We start from the raw sequence: 17,350 nt of genomic DNA, 5'->3' as shown, positions 1-17,350 counted from the left end.
GGCTTGCTCGGGGGCGGGAGCCGGCCTGGGGGCGTTCTCCCACCAGGGCGTCGCCAGCTCGCGGCGCTGGCGGCGCGGCTGTTGTTCGCCGGCCGGGCCGGGGACGGCGGGAACTTCGGTGATGCCGCTGGAACCCGGGTTGCGGCGCGGCAGCAGCGTGACGGACGGGCCGGTCGCGCGCGGGCCGGTGCGCGCCGCCGGCTCGAGCGTGCCGTCGCCCTGCCCGGCGTCCTCGGCGGCAGCGGCGTTCGCGCTGGCGAGCTTGGCGCTCGGCGAGGAGACCGCGCGGATGTGGCGGGGCGCCGCCGACTCGGCGACGGCCCGGCCGGCGAGCACGGTCGGCGGCAGGTAGATCTCGGCGGTGGTACCCGAGCCCGATTCGTTGGCCGCGGGGCCGCGCAGCCCCACCCGGATGCCGTGCCGGGCCGCGATCCGGCCGACCACGAAGAGCCCCATGTGCCGGGCGTTGTCGGGGGTGACGTCGCCGCCGGCCTGCAGCCGCATGTTGGCCATCCGCCGATCGGTGTCGTTCATCCCCAGACCGGCGTCGGCGATCCGCACCACCACTCCCCCGTCGCCGCCGCGTGACGCGGAGATCCGGGCGAACGTCGTCGGCGGCGAGTAGCGCAGGGCGTTGTCGACCAGCTCGGCGAACAGATGAATGGCGCCGCCCGCGGCCGACCCGATCAGCTCGCAATCCGGCACCCCGGCGACCTCGACCCGGCGGTAGTCCTCAACCTCGGAGACGGCCGCATTGATCACCGTTTCCAGCGGCACCGGGTCGCGCTGGTCGCGGGCGAGCTGTGAACCGGCCAGCACCAGCAGGTTCGCGCTGTTGCGGCGCAGCCGGGCCGCCAGGTGGTCCAGCCGGAACAGGCTGTCCAGGCGTTCGGGGTTGTCCTCGTTGCGCTCCAGCCGGTCGATGAGCGCCAGCTGCTGGTCGACCAGCGAGCGGCTGCGCCGCGACATGGTCTCGAACATGTCGTTGACCAGCAGCCGCAACCGCGCCTCGTCGCCGGCCAGCAGCAGCGCCTGGGTGTGCAGCTCGTCCACCGCGTGGGCGACCTGGCCGATCTCCTCGGTGGTGTACACCGGCAGCGGGCTCGGAATCGGTTCGGCCCCACCGGCTTTCACCGAAGCGATCTCTTCTACGAGATCGGTGTGGGCGACCTTGAGCGCGCCGTCGCGCAGGATGCGCAGTGGCCGCACCAGCGCGCGCGCCACCAGCAGCACCACCACCAGCGCGATGACGATCGCGCCGAGCACCAGGGCGGTGTCCAGCATCGCGGCCGAGCGCCGCTCGGCGGCCTGGGCGTGCACCGACTTGGTCACCGACGCGGTGGCGTTCTTGATGACCTGGTCGGCGATGTCGTCGGTGGTCTGGATCGAACGCAACAGGTCGGGGTTGTCGACGAGCACGCTGGCCGGGTCGGACATTATCGCCATCCGGCTCACCATCTGCTGCTGCAGTGTCTTGGCCTCCGGCGATCCGGCGCCCAGCACCTCGCTCATGCCGAACAGCGTCGACGGTTCGGTGCCCGCCAGGGTGGCCATCGAGGTCCGCAGCTGCGGCTCGGGAAGCTCGGCCCCGCGGGTGACCAGGATCTTCTGCATCGTCATCTGCCCGCGGGCGCCGAGCGCCCGGCTCAGGCCCTGCGCCTGCGCGCGGATCTTCTCGTCGTCGACGCGCACCGAGGCGTTGATGACGTCTTCGGCCGTCAGCAGGATCGGCGCGTAGAGCGTCACCCGCTCCCGCAAACCCAGGCTCGGGTCGGCCGCCTTGGCCACCAGCATCTGGCCGCCGTCGAGCAGGTTGTTCACCCCGGAGCGGACGTCGGGGCTGAGGTCGGTGTCGTCCAGCCTGGCCTGCAGTTCGCCCTTGCGGGCCTCGTAGTTTTTCTTGGCCCCGTCGACGTCGCGGCCGGTGGAGCTGGCCAGCAGCGCGACGTCCAGCGCCGACATGTACTTGGTGATCACCGGCACCACATCGGCGCGGGTGGCGGCCAGCCGCAGGCTGGCCGAGTTGGCCATGGCGCCGTGGATGCGCAGCACCCCGAAAACCGTCGCCAATACAAGCGGGACCAGCACGATCGCCAGCACCTTCCAGCGCACCGGCCAGTTGCTCAGCGACCAGGTCGGGGGGCGTTTGGCCGGCGTCGCATCGGCGCCGGGCGCCGGTGTGGGCTCTACGACATCCGCCTCGGCCGGGTTGGTCGGGCGGGTGAACATGGTCACGTCATCGCGGCCGGACGGCCGGCCGCGGCGCTGACCCTGAGCGCTGAGTGAAACGAGTGGCTCATGAAACTTCCTGCTTTATTTCGCCCGCCCCGCGCCAGACAGGCGTGTGCGTGTGTGTGGCAATCCGACGAGTATGACAGCCCGCGCCGTATGCCACCAGAATCGTTACTGAGCAGACAGGTCCCTCCAAGGTGGCGCCGCCCCCGCGCGGTCACCCCTGGCAAACACCACCGAGCGCGAAAAGCCTAGGCGGGCCGGAGGAGTGCGACGAGGAAATCGGAGTCCTCGGTGAACGGGCGCATGTCCCAGGTCGACAGCAGCAGATCGGGCGCGAAGCCCGCGTCGACCGCGTCGCCCAGAAACTCGTCGAACTCGTAGTCGCGCCCGGCGCCGAAGCCGATCGCCGCCCGCCCGTCGTCGGCGACGTGGGCCCGCAACCGGCTCAGCACCTGGATCCGGGTGCTCGGGGCCAGAAACGCCATCACGTTGCCGGCGGACACGATGACGTCGAACGGTTCGGCGATGCCGCGCGCGGGCAGGTCCAGCTCGGCCAGGTCGCCGACCAGCCAGCGCGGGCCGGGGTAGTCGTGCTCGGCCGCCTCGATCAGCGCCGGGTCGACGTCCACGCCGACCACCCGGTGACCCACCGTGGCCAGATATCCGCCCAGCCGGCCGGGCCCGCAGCCGGCGTCCAGAATCCGCGCCCCACGCGGCGCCATGGCGTCCACGAACCGGGCCTCGCCGGCCAGGTCGTCGCCGGCGCGGGCCATGGCGCGGAAACGCTCGATGTACCACTGCGAATGCCCCGGATCGGCAGCGACCTTCTGCATCCAGTAGCTCTGCTCGACCATGCGACCATTATCGGCGTTGTGTTCAAGCTGATGTTCGTGTCCCCGCGGATCCCGCCCAACACCGGCAACGCCATCCGGACGGTGGCGGCGACGGGCTGCGAATTGCATCTGGTCGAGCCGATGGGGTTCGACCTGTCCGAACCCAAGCTGCGCCGGGCCGGGCTGGACTACCACGACCTCGCGTCGGTCACGGTGCACGCCTCGCTGGCGGCCGCCTGGGCGGCGCTGTCAGCGCAGCGGGTGTTCGCGTTCACCTCGCACGCGCGCACCTCGTTCGCCGACGTGGACTATCGCGGCGGCGACGTGCTGATGTTCGGCCCCGAACCCAGCGGGCTGGACACCGCCACGCTGGCCGACCCGCACATCACCGCGCAGGTGCGCATCCCGATGCTGGCGGGCCGGCGCTCGCTGAACCTGTCCAACGCCGCGGCGATCGCCGTCTACGAGGCCTGGCGCCAGCACGGCTACGCCGGGGCGGTCTGACTCAGCGGCTCACCAGGTGTCCCAGTGCGTCACCCGGTCGGCGGGCAGCCGCTTGGCCGGGCGGAAATCGGTGCCCTTGGTGTAGGCGATCGGGAACAGCCCGCCCTGGCTGTACCGGTCGTGCGGGATGCCGAGCACCTCGGCGGCCTGCTTGTCGCCGTCGTTGATCAGGTGCAGCGTGGTCCAGCAGGTGCCCAGCCCGCGCGAGCGCAGCGCCAGGCAGAAGCTCCACGCCGCCGGGAACAGCGACGCCCAGAACGACGCGCTGAGCCCCAGCGGCGCCTTCTCCACCCGGCCCTCCAAGCAGGGAATCATCAGCACCGGCGCCTCGTGCATGTGCTCGGCGAGGTATATCGCGGAGTCCTTGACCTTGGGCATCCGCTCGCCGCGGGTGTCGCCCTCGGGGTACTCGGCCGACGGCAGGCTCAGGTAGCCGCGGGCGTTGGCCAGGTAGATGTCGGCGATCGCCTTCTTCTTCTCGGCATCCTCGACGAAAATCCATTGCCAGCCTTGCGCATTGGAGCCGGTGGGTGCCTGCAGCGCCAGTTCGAGGCATTCCATCAGCACGTCGCGGCCCACCGGCTTGTCGAAGTCGAGACGCTTGCGGACCGAGCGGGTGGTGGTGAGCACTTCGTCGACGGACAGGTTGAGGGTCATGTGTGGAGACTACGGAATCACCGGAAGTCGCGGGACTTCGAGCCGACCGCCAGGGTGATGCGGCCCAGCCGCTCGGCGACGACGGTGATCGCGCCGCTGGCGTTCTGCACCTGCCCGCGCACCAGCAGTGCCGGGGCCGAGTTCGCCAGCTTGCGATGCCGCGCCCACACCCCCGGCACGCAGAGCACGTTGACCATCCCGGTTTCGTCCTCGAGGTTGATGAACGTGACCCCCTGCGCGGTGCCGGGCCGCTGCCGATGGGTCACCGCGCCCGCGATCAGCACGCGGTCACCGTCGGGCACCGAGCCCAGGTTCGCGGCGGGCACCACCCCCATGGCGTCCAGGTCGGCCCGCAGGAACTGCGTCGGGTAACTGTCCGGGGAGACGCCGGTGGCCCACACGTCGGCGGCGGCCAGTTCCAGTTCGCTCATCCCGGGCAGCGCCGGGACGTGCGACGACGACCCCACCCCGGGCAGCCGGCCCGGCCGCTGGGTGGCCGCGGCCCCGGCCGCCCACAACGCCTCGCGCCGGGACATGTCGAAGCAGCCCAGCGCCCCAGCCGTCGCCAGCGCCTCGGTCTGCGGCACCGACAGCTGCAGCCGGGTCGTCAGGTCCAGCAGGGAAGCGAACGGGCCGTTGGCTTTTCGCTCGTCGACGAGTTGTTCGGCCAGGTCGTCGCCGATGTGGCGGACCGCGCCCAGGCCGAGGCGGACCTCGGTGCCGGCGTTCTCGAGCGTGGCGTGCGCCAGGCCGGCGTTGACGTCCGGGCCGTGCACGGTCACGCCGTGCCGGCGCGCATCGGCCACCAGCGACTGCGGCGAGTAGAACCCCATCGGCTGGGCGCGCAGCAGCGCCGCGCAGAACGCCGCCGGATGGTGCAGCTTGAACCACGACGAGTAGAACACCAGCGACGCGAAGCTCAGCGCATGGCTTTCCGGGAAGCCGAAATTGGCGAAGGCTTCCAGCTTTTCGTAGGTGCGGTCGATCACGTCGTCGTCGGCGCCGTGCAGCGTGCGCATGCCCTCGTAGAACCGGCCACGCAGCCGTCGCATGCGTTCGGTCGAGCGCTTGGACCCCATGGCGCGGCGCAGCTGGTCTGCCTCGGCGGCCGAGAATCCGGCGCAGTCGACCGCCAGCTGCATCAGCTGCTCCTGAAAGAGCGGCACCCCCAACGTCTTTCGCAGCGCCGGTTCCATTGACGGGTGGTCATAGACCACCGGGTCCAGCCCGTTGCGCCGCCGGATGTAGGGGTGCACCGACCCGCCCTGGATGGGGCCGGGACGGATCAGCGCGACCTCCACCACCAGGTCGTAGAACACCCGCGGCTTCAGCCGCGGCAGGGTGGCCATCTGCGCGCGCGACTCCACCTGGAACACACCGACCGAATCGGCGCGGGCCAGCATCTCGTACACCGCGGGCTCGGAGAGGTCGAGGCGGGCCAGGTCCACCTTGACCCCCTTGTGCTCGGCCACCAGGTCGATGGCGTAGTGCAGCGCCGAGAGCATCCCCAGCCCCAGCAGGTCGAACTTCACCAATCCGATTGCCGCGCAGTCGTCTTTGTCCCACTGCAGTACGCTGCGGTTCTCCATGCGCGCCCACTCAACCGGGCACACATCGGCGATCGGGCGGTCGCAGATCACCATGCCGCCGGAATGAATACCCATGTGCCGCGGCAGGTTCCGGATCTGGTTGGCCAGGTCGACCACCGGTTCGGGGATGCCCTCGACATCGGGCGAGTCAGCAAGGCCGTTCCAGTGGCTGATCTGCTTACTCCACGCGTCCTGTTGGCCCTGCGAGAAGCCCAGCGCGCGGGCCATGTCGCGCACCGCGATCTTTCCCCGGTAGGTGATGACGTTGGCGACCTGGGCGGCGTAGTCGCGGCCGTATTTGTCGTAGACGTACTGGATGACCTTTTCCCGCTGATCGGACTCGATGTCCATGTCGATGTCGGGCGGCCCGTCGCGGGCCGGCGACAGAAAACGCTCGAACAGCAACTCGTTGGCCACCGGGTCGACGGCGGTGACGCCCAGGGCGTAGCAGACCGCGGAGTTGGCGGCCGATCCCCGGCCCTGGCACAGGATGTTGTTGTCCCGGCAGAACCGGGCGATGTCGTGCACCACCAGGAAGTAGCCCGGAAACGTCAGGTGGGCAATGACTTTCAGCTCGTGCTCGATCTGGGCATACGCGCGCGGCGCGTGCTCGGCCGACCCGTAGCGCTCGCGGGCTCCGGCCATGGTCAACTGGCGCAGCCAGCTGTCCTCGGTGTGCCCGGCGGGCACGTCGAACGGTGGCAGCTGTGGCGCGATGAGCGCAAGCCCGAACGCGCACTGCTCGCCCAGCTCGGCGGCCGCGGTCACCACATTAGGGCCCCCAAAGGGCACATGCCCGAACAGCCGGGCCATCTCCTCACCCGAGCGCAGGTGCGAACCGCCCAGCGGCGCCAGCCACCCGGCGGCCGAATCCAGCGACTGCCGCGCCCGGATGGCGCCCATCGCCATGGCCAGCCGGCGCCGCGACGGGCCCGCGAAATGCGCGCCGGTGGTGGCGACGACGCCGACGCCGAAGCGGGGGGCCAGCGCGGCCAGCGCCACGTTGCGTTCGTCGTCGAGCGGCTGACCGTGATGGGTCAGCTCGACGCTGACCCGATGCGCCCCGAACCGGTCCACCAGATCGGCCAGCGCCCGCTCCGCGGCCGCTGGACCGCCGTCGGAAAGCGCTTGGCGGACATGCCCTTTGCGACAGCCCGTCAGGATGTGCCAGTGGCCGCCGGCGGCCTCGGTCAGCGCGTCGACGTCGTAGCGGGGCTTGCCCTTCTCGCCGCCGGCCAGATGCGCCGCGGCCAGTTGCCGCGACAGCCGCCGGTACCCCTCCGCGCCGCGGGCCAGCACCAGCAGGTGCGGGCCGGGCGGATCCGGCTGCTCGGTGCGGGCACCCGGGCCCAGCGACAGCTCGGCGCCGAACACGGTGCGCATGTCGAGCTCGGCCGCCGCCTCGGCGAACCGCACCGCCCCGTACAGGCCGTCGTGGTCGGTGAGCGCCAGGGCGCGCAGGTCCAGCCGGGCCGCCTCCTCGACCAGCTCCTCGGGCGTGCTCGCCCCGTCCAGGAAGCTGAACGCCGAATGCGCGTGCAGCTCGGCATAGGCGACGGACGAGCGGGACGCCCGGCCGTCATCCGGCGGCCGGTACGTCGCGCGCCTGCGCGACAAGGGGGCATCCTCCGGGGGGTCCACCGGCGCGCCGGCATGGCGCGGCTTGCTGTCGAGCACCCGCTTCATCTCCGCCCAGCTCGGCGGCCCGTTGAACCAGCCCACGGACGCGAGTATATCGAACGGATGTTCGATTTAACCGCGGCTCAGTACAACCGTTGTTAAACCGATCTTCAACTCTTAAACAAGGTCTTAACGCTGCGGCACTATCGCGGATCGTGAGCTCCGCAGATACTGGTACAAGTTCAAAAAAACGGAGTACGGCGGGGGCCGGCATGGCACAGACACTGGACACGGCATTCCTTCAAGCCCATGATCCGGATCAGCACGCGAGCCTGGCGATCGGCGCGGTCGCCATCGTCGACGGCACCATACCCGACTATGAATGTCTCAAAAGTCTTCTGGCCGAACGTATCCAGCCGATCACGCGATGCACGCAGCTGCTCCGGGCGCATCCGCTGAACCAGGAGTGGATTGACTGCCCGGACTTCGACCTGGACTACCACGTGCGCCGGGTGGCCATCCCCCGTCCCGGCGACGAGGCCGAGCTGTCCCGGGCCATCGCCTACGCCCTGGAACGGCCCCTCGACCCGGACCGCCCCCTTTGGGAGTGCTGGGTCATCGAGGGCCTGAAGGGCAACCGGTGGGCGATCCTGATGAAGACCCATCACGGCCTGCTCGACGGCAACTCGGCCGCGCGCCTGATCAGCAGGCTCTGCGACGACGCCGACGCGGACACCTTCGCCAACGGCGCTGCGGCCAAACCGGTTTCGCCACCGGCCCCGGGCAAGCCTGGCTGGGTCGACGCGCTGTGGCGGGCTTCGGCGGCCGCCGGCGCCCTGGTCGGCGCGATGTGGCCGACCGTGCACACCGATGCGGTCACCGCCTCGCGGCGCTACAGCACGGTGCGGGTCCCGATCGCCGACGTCGACAGCGTCTGCCGCAAGTTCGGCGTCAGCGCCAACGACGTCGCGCTCGCCGCCATCACCGAGGGATTCCGCACGGTGCTGCTCGGCCGAGGCGAGGAGCCGCGGGCGGACTCGCTGCGCACCCTGGTCCCGATGCCGGTCCGCTCGGCGATGCTCTCGCACCTGCCCGTCGAACACGACGACCCGGTGCGGCGGTTGCAGACGGTGCACAGCCGCTGGAAGGCCAAGCTGACCGTCCAGCCGCCCGGCATCGTGGCGTCGGCGATCGGCTTGCTGCCGACGGTGTTGCGCAGCAACGTCTTAGGGCTGCTCTCCCGCCTTCCGCAGCGCGCCATCGTCACCCTGGCCACCAACGTGCCCGGGCCCCGACGGCGGCTGCGGGTGATGGGCCAGACGCTGGAACGGCTGCTGCCGATCCCCCCGACGGCCGCGGCGCTGCACACCGGCGTCGCCGTGCTGAGCTACGGCGATGAACTGGTCTTCGGCATCACCGCCGAACACGGCGACGCGTTCGACGTCAAGCAGCTGGCCGCCGGCATCGAGCTGGGCATGGCGCGGCTGGTGGCCCTGGGCGACGACTCGGTGCTGCTGTTCAACCGCAGGCGTCCCGCACGCCCGGTGCTGCGCCCGGTGCCGCCGACGCATCCGTCGGCGCCGGGGCACGCGCGCCGCTGACCCGCTCCGCCCGCGGCCGACCACCGTGAGAAGGTTGGTCATGGGCAAATCGGGGCCGGTCACCATCGATCCGCGCCGCCATGACGCGGTGCTGTTCGACGACGACGGTGCGCTGGGCTCCACGCTGGCCGCCCGACTTCGCGAGACCGGGGTCGGCGTCGCCGCCGTCTCGGCGGACGGCCCGGTGCGGGCGGCCGACCGGCTGCGGGTGCGGCCGGGCCGCTGCGTCGTGGTCGCCGGGCACGCCGCGGGCGTCGAGGCCGCGCGCGCCGCCGGGTTCGCGTTGGTGATCGCCGTCGACCCGGCCGGGGACGACGACAGGGTGCGCGCGGCGGGGGCCGACGCGGTGGTCGCGGACCTGCGCGACGTCACCGTGCGGACCGGTGACCGCCGGATGTCGCAGCTGCCCGATGCGTTGCAGGCCTTGGCCGATGGGCTCGCGGATCGGCGTCCGGCGGTGTTCTTCGACTTCGACGGCACCCTCTCGGACATCGTCGACGACCCGGACTCGGCGCAACCCGTCGCCGGGGCCACCGAGGCGCTGGACCGGCTGGCCGCGCGCTGCCCGGTCGCGGTGCTGTCCGGCCGCGATCTCGCCGATGTGACGAAACGTGTTGGGGTGCAAGGCATCTGGTACGCAGGCAGTCATGGTTTCGAGCTGACCGCGCCCGATGGCACCCATCACCAGAACGACGACGCGGCCGCCGCCATCCCGGTGCTCGAGCAGGCGGCCGGCCAGCTCCGCGACCGGCTCGGCGCGATCCCCGGTGTTGTGGTGGAGCACAAGCGATTCGGGGTGGCCGTGCACTACCGCAACGCCGAGCGCGACCGCGTCGGCGAGGTGCTGGCCGCGGTGCGCGACGCCGGCCGCCGCGACGAGCTGCGGGTCACCACCGGCCGCGAGGTCATCGAGCTGCGCCCGGACCTGGACTGGGACAAGGGGAAAACGCTGCGCTGGGTGATCGAGCACCTGCACGCGGCCGGGTCGGGTCCGCTGACGCCGGTCTATCTCGGCGACGACATCACCGACGAGGACGCGTTCGACGCGGTGCGCGACGGGCCTGTCCAGGGCGTGCCGATCCTGGTGCGACACGGCGACGACGGCGACCGCGCCACCGCCGCGCTCTTCGCGCTGGACAACCCGGCCCGCGCCGGCGAGTTCACCGGCCTGCTGGCGGACCAGCTGGCGCGCCTTCAGCGCTAGCCCTCAGGGTCAGCGTCGGTCGCACGCGCGGCGAAGCCGGGCGCTGCGGGCCGCCGCCATCAGACCTAGGCGTATTCCACCGCGCCGTCGTCGAGCACCACCCGGGCGTCGGCCCCGTCGGGACTCGACGCCTCGGTGCGAAACACCGCCTTGCCGGGCTCGGTGCGCCAGATCAGCGTGGTCAGCGTCTCGCCGGGGAACACCGGCGAGGTGAACCGCGAGGCGATCGAGGTGATGTTGGCCGCCACACCCTGGCCCAGCTCGGACACCAGCGCGCGACCCGACACCCCGTAGGTGCACAACCCGTGCAGGATCGGCTTGGGGAAGCCGGCCAGCTCCCTGGCGAACCACGGGTCGCTGTGCAGCGGGTTGCGGTCGCCGGAGAGCCGGTAGATCAGCGCCTGGTCCTCGCGGGTGGGCAGCGGAATACGGGCGTCGGGCTCGCGGTCCGGAAACTCCGGTGCGACGGGCCGCTGGCCCGGCATGCCGCCGAAGCCGCCCTCGCCGCGGATGACCAGGGTGGTGAGCGTCTCGGCGATCAGCTGCCCGGAGTCCGGCTCGGTGCCCCGGCCGCGCAATACCAGGATCGCGTTCTTGCCCTCGCCCTTGTCCTGGATGTCGGCGACCTCGGACACCACCGAGAGCTTGCCCGCGGGCGGCAGCGGTGCGTGCAGCCGGATGCTCTGCGATCCGTGTAACAGCATGGCCCAGTTGAACTTTCCGACCAGGCCGGCAGCGCCAAACGCCGGGCAGCAGATCACCGCGTACGTGGGCAGTACCTGCTGGTCGATGTCGTGGCTGTTCTCGGTGGTGAACGGCAGGTCGTCGATCCCGGCGCCGACACCGAGCGCGTAGAGCAGCGTGTCCCGGTCGGTCCATTCGAACTGCATGGGTTCGGTCACCGCGCCGACGGCACTCGGATCAATCGCCATGGAAGTCTCCCGATCGTTGAGTAGTGATCCTGAGGTCCACTCTGGCATCCGGCGAAACGGCGGTCTCCGGTGAGGTCGCGCGGTAACAAACCGTCGCAAACCCTTCCCACCGGAGCCGTCGGCAAGGCAGGCTAATCGACATGCCCAAGCGCAGCACGATCCGCAAAGCCACGATGGCGCTCGCCGCGCTCACCGCAACGATGATCGTCGCCGGCTGCGGCGGCTCACCGCAGGCGCGGTCCATCACGGTGACGTTCATCCGCCACGCCCAGTCCGAGGCCAACGCCAGCGGCACCATCGACACCGAGGTACCAGGTCCGGGCCTGACGCCGGAGGGCAAGGGGCAGGCCGAGCAGGTCGCGCACCAACTCGGCCGCAAGGACTACGACAGCGTCTACGCCTCCACCATGACCCGGGCCCAGCAAACCGCCGCCCCACTGGCCGCCGAACTCGGCAAGCAGGTGGAGGTCCTGCCCGGCATCCAGGAGATCAACGCCGGCTGGTACAACGGCAAACCCGAGTCGATGGCGAAGTCGACGTACATGCTGGCGCCGGTGAACTGGATCAACGGCGACGTGTCCGACAGCATCCCGGGCTCGGTCAGCGGCAAGGAGTTCAACGACCAGTTCACCGCGGCCATCAACAAGATCTACAACAGCGGCCATCGCAATCCGGTGGTGTTCTCGCACCGGAACTCGATCATGGTGTGGACACTGATGAACGCGCAGAACGCCAAGGACAGCCTGATGGACAGCCACCCGATTCCGAACACGGGTCGCGTGGTGATCAGCGGTAACCCGATGACCGGCTGGACGCTGGTCGACTGGGACGGGATCCGCGACTTCCACAACTGACCTCCCCGGGTAAGACCGGCAGTTGACGTGCGCGGCTGCCACCGCCACGATGTCTTCATGCGGTATGTCGTTACCGGCGGTACCGGGTTTATCGGTCGCCGTGTCGTGTCTCGTCTTGTGGAATCGCGCCCCGACGCGCAGGTCTGGGTGCTGGTGCGACGGCAGTCGCTGGGCCGCTTCGAGCGACTCGCGGAACGCTGGGGCGACCGGGTGAAACCGCTGGTCGGCGCGCTGCCGGAGCTGGAGCTGAGCGACGAGGCCCTCGCCGAGCTGGGCGAGGTCGATCACGTGGTGCACTGCGCGGCGATCTACGACATCACCGCCGGGGAGCCCGAGCAGCGGGCCAGCAACGTCGAGGGCACCCGCGCGGTGATCGCGCTGGCGCAGCGGCTGGACGCGACGTTGCACCACGTGTCGTCGATCGCCGTTGCGGGAGATTTCGCCGGCGAATACACCGAGGACGATTTCGACGTCGGCCAGCAGCTGCCGACGCCCTATCACCAGACCAAGTTCGAGGCCGAGCTGCTGGTGCGCTCGGCGCCCGGGCTGCGGCATCGCATCTACCGCCCTGCGGTGGTGGTGGGCGATTCGCGCACCGGCGAGATGGACAAGGTGGACGGGCCGTACTACTTCTTCGGCGTGCTGGCCAAGCTGGCGGTGCTGCCATCGCTGACCCCGATGCTGCTGCCGGACACCGGGCGCACCAACATCGTCCCGGTCGACTACGTGGTGGACGCCCTGGTCGCGCTCATGCACGCTGATGGCCGCGACGGGCAGACGTTCCACCTGACCGCGGAGAAGACCATCGGCCTGCGCGGCATCTACCGCGGCGTGGCCAAGGCGGCCGGGCTGCCGCCGCTGCGCGGGTCGCTGCCGCGCTCGGTGGCCGCCCCGGTGCTCAAGGTGCGGGGGCGCGCCAGGGTGGTGCGCAACATGGCGGCCACGCAGCTGGGCATTCCCGCCGAGGTGCTCGACGTCGTCGACCTGGCGCCCACCTTTGTCAGCGACAAGACACGAAATGCCTTGCAGGGCAGCGGGATCAGCGTTCCCGATTTCGCCGATTACGCGCCCAAGCTGTGGCGGTACTGGGCGGAGCACCTCGATCCCGACCGCGCGCGCCGCGACGATCCGCAGGGGCCGTTGCAGGGCCGCCACGTCATCATCACCGGCGCGTCCAGCGGCATCGGCCGGGCCGCGGCCATCGCGATCGCCGAGCGGGGCGCCACCGTGTTCGCGCTGGCCCGCAACGGCGAGGCGCTCGATGCGCTGGTCGAGGAGATCCGCGCCAATGGCGGTGTCGCCCATGCCTTTACCTGCGATGTCACCGACTCCGCGTCGGTGGAGCACACAGTCAAGGACATCCTGGGTCGCTTCGACCACGTCGACTACCTGGTGAACAACGCCGGCCGATCGATCCGCCGCTCGGTGGTCAACTCATGCGACCGGCTGCACGATTACGAACGGGTGATGGCGGTCAACTACTTCGGCGCGGTGCGGATGGTGCTGGCGCTGCTGCCGCACTGGCGCGAGCGCCGGTTCGGCCACATCGTCAACGTGTCGAGCGCCGGCGTGCAGGCACGCAACCCCAAGTACAGCTCGTACCTGCCGAGCAAGGCCGCGCTGGACGCGTTCTCCGACGTGGTGGGGTCCGAGGTGCTGTCCGACCACATCACCTTCACCAACATCCACATGCCGCTGGTGCGCACCCCGATGATCGTGCCCTCACATCGACTCAACCCGGTGCCGGCGATCAGCCCCGAGCGCGCGGCCGCGATGGTGGTGCGCGGGTTGGTGGAGAAGCCCGCCCGCATCGACACCCCGCTGGGCACGCTCGCCGAGGCCGGCAACTACTTCGCCCCGCGGACGTCGCGGCGCGTGCTGCATCAGCTGTATCTCGGCTATCCGGATTCGGCCGCGGCGCGCGGGCAAACCGCCGAACCCGCTGCGGCCCCGCGAACCGCGCGCCGCAAGCCCAGCCGGCCGGTGCGCGCCGTCACCCGGGGCATCCGGACACCCCGCCCGGTCAAGCGGCTGGTCCGCCTGGTGCCCGGCGTGCACTGGTAGTCACTTCTGCAGCGTGAACTGGTTGACGTCGATGTATCCGATCCGGAATGCGTCGGCGCAGCCGGTCAGGTATTTCATGTACCGCTCGTAGACTTCCTCGGACTGCACCGCGATGGCCTCGTCCTTGTGGGCTTGCAGCCCCGCGGCCCAGATGTCGAGCGTCCTGGCGTAGTGCGGCTGCAGCGACTGCACCCGGGTGACCGTGAAACCGTTGGCGGTGGCGCGCTCCTGGACCATCGGTATCGACGGCAGCCGCCCGCCCGGAAAGATCTCGGTGACAATGAATTTGATGAACCGGGCGAACGTGAACGAGATCGGCATGCCGCGTTCGACCATCTCGTTGGGATGTAGCCCGGTGATGGTGTGCAGCAGCATGACCCCGTCGGCGGGCAGCAGGTCGTGCGCCAGCGTGAAAAACGCGTCGTAGCGCTCGTGGCCGAAGTGCTCGAAGGCGCCGATGCTGACGATCCGGTCGACGGGCTCGTCGAACTTCTCCCAGCCCTCCAGCAGGACCCGGGCCGAGCGAGGGCTCGGCGACTGCGCGATCAGCTGCTCGACGTGCTCGGCCTGGTTGCGGCTCAGGGTGAGGCCGACGACGTTGACGTCGTATTTTTCCTGGGCACGCATCATGGTGGCGCCCCAGCCGCAGCCCACGTCGAGCAATGTCATGCCCGGCTGCAGCCCGAGTTTGCCGAGCGCGAGGTCGATCTTGGCGATCTGCGCCTCTTCCAGCGTCATATCCTCGCGCTCGAAGTAGGCGCAGCTGTAGGTCTGGGTCGGGTCGAGGAATAGCCGGAAGAACTCATCAGACAGGTCGTAGTGGGCCTGCACATCGTCGAAGTGCGGCGTTAAATCAGTCCCCTCGGGGGGCTCCGACGTGGTTGGCATCGTGTCAGCCTAGTCGCCGGATTGAGTATCTTGGAACCGATGAACTCCCCCGTCTTCGTCGACGTCGATACCGGCGTGGATGATGCACTGGCGCTGATGTACCTGTTCGCCAGCCCGGACGCCGACGTGATCGGCATCGCCTCGACCGGGGGAAACGTTGGGGTTGAGCAGGTTTGCGAAAACAATCTGGGCCTGCTGGCGCTGTGCGAGCGCACCGGCGTACCGGTCTCCAAGGGTTCGGCGGAAACGCTGACCGGGCCGATGCGGCTGCCGTCAAAAGTCCACGGCCCCAGGGGATTGGGCTACGCCGACCTGCCGCCGAGCTCGCACCGGCTCACCGACTACGACTCGGCCGACGCCTGGGTGCGCGCGGCGCGGGCCCGCCCCGGTGAGCTGATCGGCGTGGCGACCGGCCCGCTGACCAACCTGGCGCTGGCGCTGCGCGCCGAGCCCGAACTGCCGGCGCTGCTGAAACGGCTGGTGATCATGGGCGGGTCCTACGACCACCGGGGCAACACCACCGCGGTGGCGGAGTGGAACATCAGCGTCGACCCCGAGGCGGCGGCCGAGGTGTTGGCGGCATGGTGCCCGGAAAACGTTGGGCGACAGCGGCTCCCGCTCCTGTGCGGCCTGGACCTGACCCGCAAGGTGGCGATGACGCCGGATCATCTGGCGCGGCTGGCGGCGGCCGCGGGGTCGACGACGACGCGGCTGAGCGAGCACGACCCGGCCGGGACCCGGTCGACGGCGTCCAATCCGCTGATTCGGGTGATCGAGGACGCGATGCGGTTCTACCTGGAGGCCTATCACGAACTCGGCCATGGGTATCAGGCACACCTGCACGATCCGCTGGCCGCCGCCGTCGCGCTGGACCCCGAGCTGGTCACGACGCGTCCGGCGACGGTGGACATCGAGCTGACCGGAACCCTGACCCGGGCCATGACGGTGACCGACTGGACGGACCGTCGAGAACCCAACGCGCTCATCGGGATTGACGTCGACGCGGCGGCATTCTTCGATCGGTTCATCGAACGGGTGGGGCCGTTTGCCCGTCAAATAGGGGGTGACGGATGAAGATTCGTGCGATCGAGCTGATCCGGGCGGCATGGGGCGTGCTGCTGCTGGCCGCCCCCAACGAGGTGCTCGACCACATCCACGGGGTGCGGGTCGACCGCAAGGCGCTCGTCGTCACCCGGATCCTGGGCGCACGCCACCTGACCCAGGCGTTGCTGTCGGGGGTCAACCCCGGACCGGAGGTGCTCGCGGCGGGGGTCTGGGTCGACAGCGTGCACTCGGCGACCGCGCTCGGCCTGGCCGTAGTCGACCGGCACCGCGCTCGCGGTGGGGTGACCGACGCCGTCGTCGCGGCGTCGTGGGCCGGGCTGGGCTGGCGCCACCTACGCGCCGGAAAGGCCAGGACCGATGGTGTGCGCGGCCGCGACCGGCTGGCCCGCACCGTGGTGGGCGCCCTGCCCGGCGGGCGCGGGCTGATGGGCCGCGCGGCGGCGGTGCGCGCCGGATAACCCCAGCGAGCGGGCGGTATCCGCACAGCGAAAGACGGGCGTCCACCGCTTTTGGCGTTGGGGACAATGACACATTGTGTTTTCATGATCTGGTGGGGAGTGGGGCTCGGCGGCACGCGTTGACGGCCCTGACCAGATGAAAGGGTTTCGCGAGTCATGACCGAGTTGGTTACCGGGAAAACGTTGCCGAATGTGGTCGTCACCGGCGTCGCCATGACGACCGCACTGGCAACTGATGCCGAAACCACCTGGAAGCTGTTGTTGGACAAGCAAAGTGGTATCCGCAAGCTCGAGGATTCGTTCGTTGAGGAGTTCGACCTGCCGGTACGCATCGGCGGGCATCTGCTCGAGGACTTCGACGGCGGGCTGACGCGCGCCGAACGCCACCGGATGGGCTACCTGCAGCGGATGTCCGCCGTGTTGAGCCGGCGGGTCTGGGAGAACGCCGGCTCCCCCGAGGTCGATCCCAACCGCCTGATGGTGTCCATCGGCACCGGCCTGGGGTCGGCCGAGCAGATCGTGTTCAGTTATGACGATCTGCGCGCCCGCGGCATCGCGGGGGTCTCACCGCTGGCCGTCTCCAAGTACATGCCCGACGGCGCGGCCGTCGCGGTGGCCCTGGAGCGGCGCGCCAAGGCCGGCGTGATCACCCCGGTGTCGGCGTGTGCGTCGGGTTCTGAGGGGGTGGCGCAGGCCTGGCGCAACATCGTGTTCGGCGAGGCCGACATCGCCATCTGCGGCGGCGTCGAGGTCAGGATCGAGGCGGTCGCGATCGCGGCGTTCGCCCAGATGCGCATCGTGATGTCGACCAAAAACGACGACCCGGTCGGCGCGTGCCGCCCGTTC

14 protein-coding genes are annotated in these 17,350 nt (G+C 70.2%); 8 read left to right on the top strand and 6 right to left on the bottom strand.

Annotated features, from left to right (window positions below):
• Both ACYQ8K_RS28280 and ACYQ8K_RS28275 read right to left on the bottom strand, forming a co-directional pair.
• Window positions 1-2,229, bottom strand: a 2,229-nt coding sequence (locus ACYQ8K_RS28280; RefSeq protein ID WP_459974409.1) for a sensor histidine kinase, incomplete at its 3' end; no start/stop codon positions are given.
• A gap of 254 nt (window positions 2,230-2,483) precedes the next feature.
• Window positions 2,484-3,089 (bottom strand): class I SAM-dependent methyltransferase, encoded by a 606-nt coding sequence (locus ACYQ8K_RS28275; protein ID WP_459974407.1) that lies wholly within the window; start codon window positions 3,087-3,089, stop codon window positions 2,484-2,486.
• Between the two features lie 18 nt (window positions 3,090-3,107).
• Between ACYQ8K_RS28275 and ACYQ8K_RS28270 the strand changes: the two genes are divergently transcribed.
• Window positions 3,108-3,572 (top strand): tRNA (cytidine(34)-2'-O)-methyltransferase, encoded by a 465-nt coding sequence (locus ACYQ8K_RS28270; protein ID WP_459974405.1) that lies wholly within the window; start codon window positions 3,108-3,110, stop codon window positions 3,570-3,572.
• A gap of 9 nt (window positions 3,573-3,581) precedes the next feature.
• On the opposite strand, the gene ACYQ8K_RS28265 is transcribed toward ACYQ8K_RS28270, so the two are convergent.
• Together ACYQ8K_RS28265 and ACYQ8K_RS28260 are read right to left on the bottom strand one after the other, a co-directional pair.
• Window positions 3,582-4,229: a nitroreductase family protein gene (locus ACYQ8K_RS28265; protein ID WP_459974403.1), complete on the bottom strand. Its 648-nt coding sequence runs from the start codon at window positions 4,227-4,229 to the stop codon at window positions 3,582-3,584.
• 17 nt (window positions 4,230-4,246) lie between these two features.
• Window positions 4,247-7,540, bottom strand: coding sequence for an error-prone DNA polymerase (locus ACYQ8K_RS28260; RefSeq protein WP_459974402.1), 3,294 nt, complete (start codon window positions 7,538-7,540; stop codon window positions 4,247-4,249).
• A gap of 170 nt (window positions 7,541-7,710) precedes the next feature.
• Here ACYQ8K_RS28260 and ACYQ8K_RS28255 point away from each other — a divergent pair, with 170 nt between their 5' ends.
• Both ACYQ8K_RS28255 and otsB read left to right on the top strand, forming a co-directional pair.
• Window positions 7,711-9,039 carry a wax ester/triacylglycerol synthase domain-containing protein gene (locus ACYQ8K_RS28255; protein WP_459974400.1) on the top strand — a complete coding sequence of 443 codons (1,329 nt, stop codon included), beginning with the start codon at window positions 7,711-7,713 and terminating at the stop codon, window positions 9,037-9,039.
• Window positions 9,040-9,079: 40 nt separating this feature from the next.
• Entirely contained in the window at window positions 9,080-10,243 is a 1,164-nt protein-coding gene (gene otsB / locus ACYQ8K_RS28250) for a trehalose-phosphatase (protein WP_459974397.1), read from the top strand.
• Window positions 10,244-10,308: 65 nt separating this feature from the next.
• Here otsB and ACYQ8K_RS28245 read toward each other — a convergent pair whose 3' ends face one another.
• Window positions 10,309-11,175: a MaoC/PaaZ C-terminal domain-containing protein gene (locus tag ACYQ8K_RS28245; protein ID WP_459974395.1), complete on the bottom strand. Its 867-nt coding sequence runs from the start codon at window positions 11,173-11,175 to the stop codon at window positions 10,309-10,311.
• 140 nt (window positions 11,176-11,315) lie between these two features.
• Between ACYQ8K_RS28245 and ACYQ8K_RS28240 the strand changes: the two genes are divergently transcribed.
• Window positions 11,316-12,029: a histidine phosphatase family protein gene (locus ACYQ8K_RS28240; RefSeq protein WP_459974393.1), complete on the top strand. Its 714-nt coding sequence runs from the start codon at window positions 11,316-11,318 to the stop codon at window positions 12,027-12,029.
• A gap of 57 nt (window positions 12,030-12,086) precedes the next feature.
• The gene (locus ACYQ8K_RS28235; protein WP_459974391.1) at window positions 12,087-14,093 is read left to right on the top strand and encodes an SDR family oxidoreductase; all 2,007 of its coding nucleotides are present in this window, start codon (window positions 12,087-12,089) and stop codon (window positions 14,091-14,093) included.
• On the opposite strand, the gene cmaA1 is transcribed toward ACYQ8K_RS28235, so the two are convergent.
• The gene (gene cmaA1 / locus ACYQ8K_RS28230; RefSeq protein ID WP_459974389.1) at window positions 14,094-14,981 is read right to left on the bottom strand and encodes a cyclopropane mycolic acid synthase CmaA1; all 888 of its coding nucleotides are present in this window, start codon (window positions 14,979-14,981) and stop codon (window positions 14,094-14,096) included. It abuts the gene before it with no gap.
• Between the two features lie 39 nt (window positions 14,982-15,020).
• Here cmaA1 and ACYQ8K_RS28225 point away from each other — a divergent pair, with 39 nt between their 5' ends.
• From ACYQ8K_RS28225 to ACYQ8K_RS28215, 3 genes are all read left to right on the top strand, one after another.
• Window positions 15,021-16,055, top strand: coding sequence for a nucleoside hydrolase (locus tag ACYQ8K_RS28225; RefSeq protein WP_459974387.1), 1,035 nt, complete (start codon window positions 15,021-15,023; stop codon window positions 16,053-16,055).
• On the top strand, window positions 16,052-16,504 hold the full coding sequence (locus ACYQ8K_RS28220; RefSeq protein ID WP_459974385.1) for a hypothetical protein: 453 nt from the start codon (window positions 16,052-16,054) through the stop codon (window positions 16,502-16,504). The genes ACYQ8K_RS28225 and ACYQ8K_RS28220 overlap by 4 nt, the downstream gene beginning before the upstream one ends.
• Before the next feature lie 156 nt (window positions 16,505-16,660).
• A partial coding sequence (locus tag ACYQ8K_RS28215; protein WP_459974383.1) for a beta-ketoacyl synthase N-terminal-like domain-containing protein occupies window positions 16,661-17,350 on the top strand: 690 nt, incomplete at its 3' end.

It is taken from the genome of Mycobacterium sp. MUNTM1, assembly GCF_054660795.1.
The sequence above is the reverse complement of the archived record's forward strand: the minus strand, read 5'-3'. Positions and strand labels throughout refer to the sequence as shown.

What these genes read in the sequence shown, in the direction of transcription:
- otsB (WP_459974397.1), top strand. Translation starts at nt 9,080, where the DNA reads ATGGGCAAATCGGGGCCGGTCACCATCGATCCGCGCCGCCATGACGCG.
- cmaA1 (WP_459974389.1), bottom strand. Translation starts at nt 14,981, where the DNA reads ATGCCAACCACGTCGGAGCCCCCCGAGGGGACTGATTTAACGCCGCAC.
- ACYQ8K_RS28235 (WP_459974391.1), top strand. Translation starts at nt 12,087, where the DNA reads ATGCGGTATGTCGTTACCGGCGGTACCGGGTTTATCGGTCGCCGTGTC.
- ACYQ8K_RS28255 (WP_459974400.1), top strand. Translation starts at nt 7,711, where the DNA reads ATGGCACAGACACTGGACACGGCATTCCTTCAAGCCCATGATCCGGAT.
- ACYQ8K_RS28240 (WP_459974393.1), top strand. Translation starts at nt 11,316, where the DNA reads ATGCCCAAGCGCAGCACGATCCGCAAAGCCACGATGGCGCTCGCCGCG.
- ACYQ8K_RS28220 (WP_459974385.1), top strand. Translation starts at nt 16,052, where the DNA reads ATGAAGATTCGTGCGATCGAGCTGATCCGGGCGGCATGGGGCGTGCTG.
- ACYQ8K_RS28245 (WP_459974395.1), bottom strand. Translation starts at nt 11,175, where the DNA reads ATGGCGATTGATCCGAGTGCCGTCGGCGCGGTGACCGAACCCATGCAG.
- ACYQ8K_RS28275 (WP_459974407.1), bottom strand. Translation starts at nt 3,089, where the DNA reads ATGGTCGAGCAGAGCTACTGGATGCAGAAGGTCGCTGCCGATCCGGGG.
- ACYQ8K_RS28225 (WP_459974387.1), top strand. Translation starts at nt 15,021, where the DNA reads ATGAACTCCCCCGTCTTCGTCGACGTCGATACCGGCGTGGATGATGCA.
- ACYQ8K_RS28265 (WP_459974403.1), bottom strand. Translation starts at nt 4,229, where the DNA reads ATGACCCTCAACCTGTCCGTCGACGAAGTGCTCACCACCACCCGCTCG.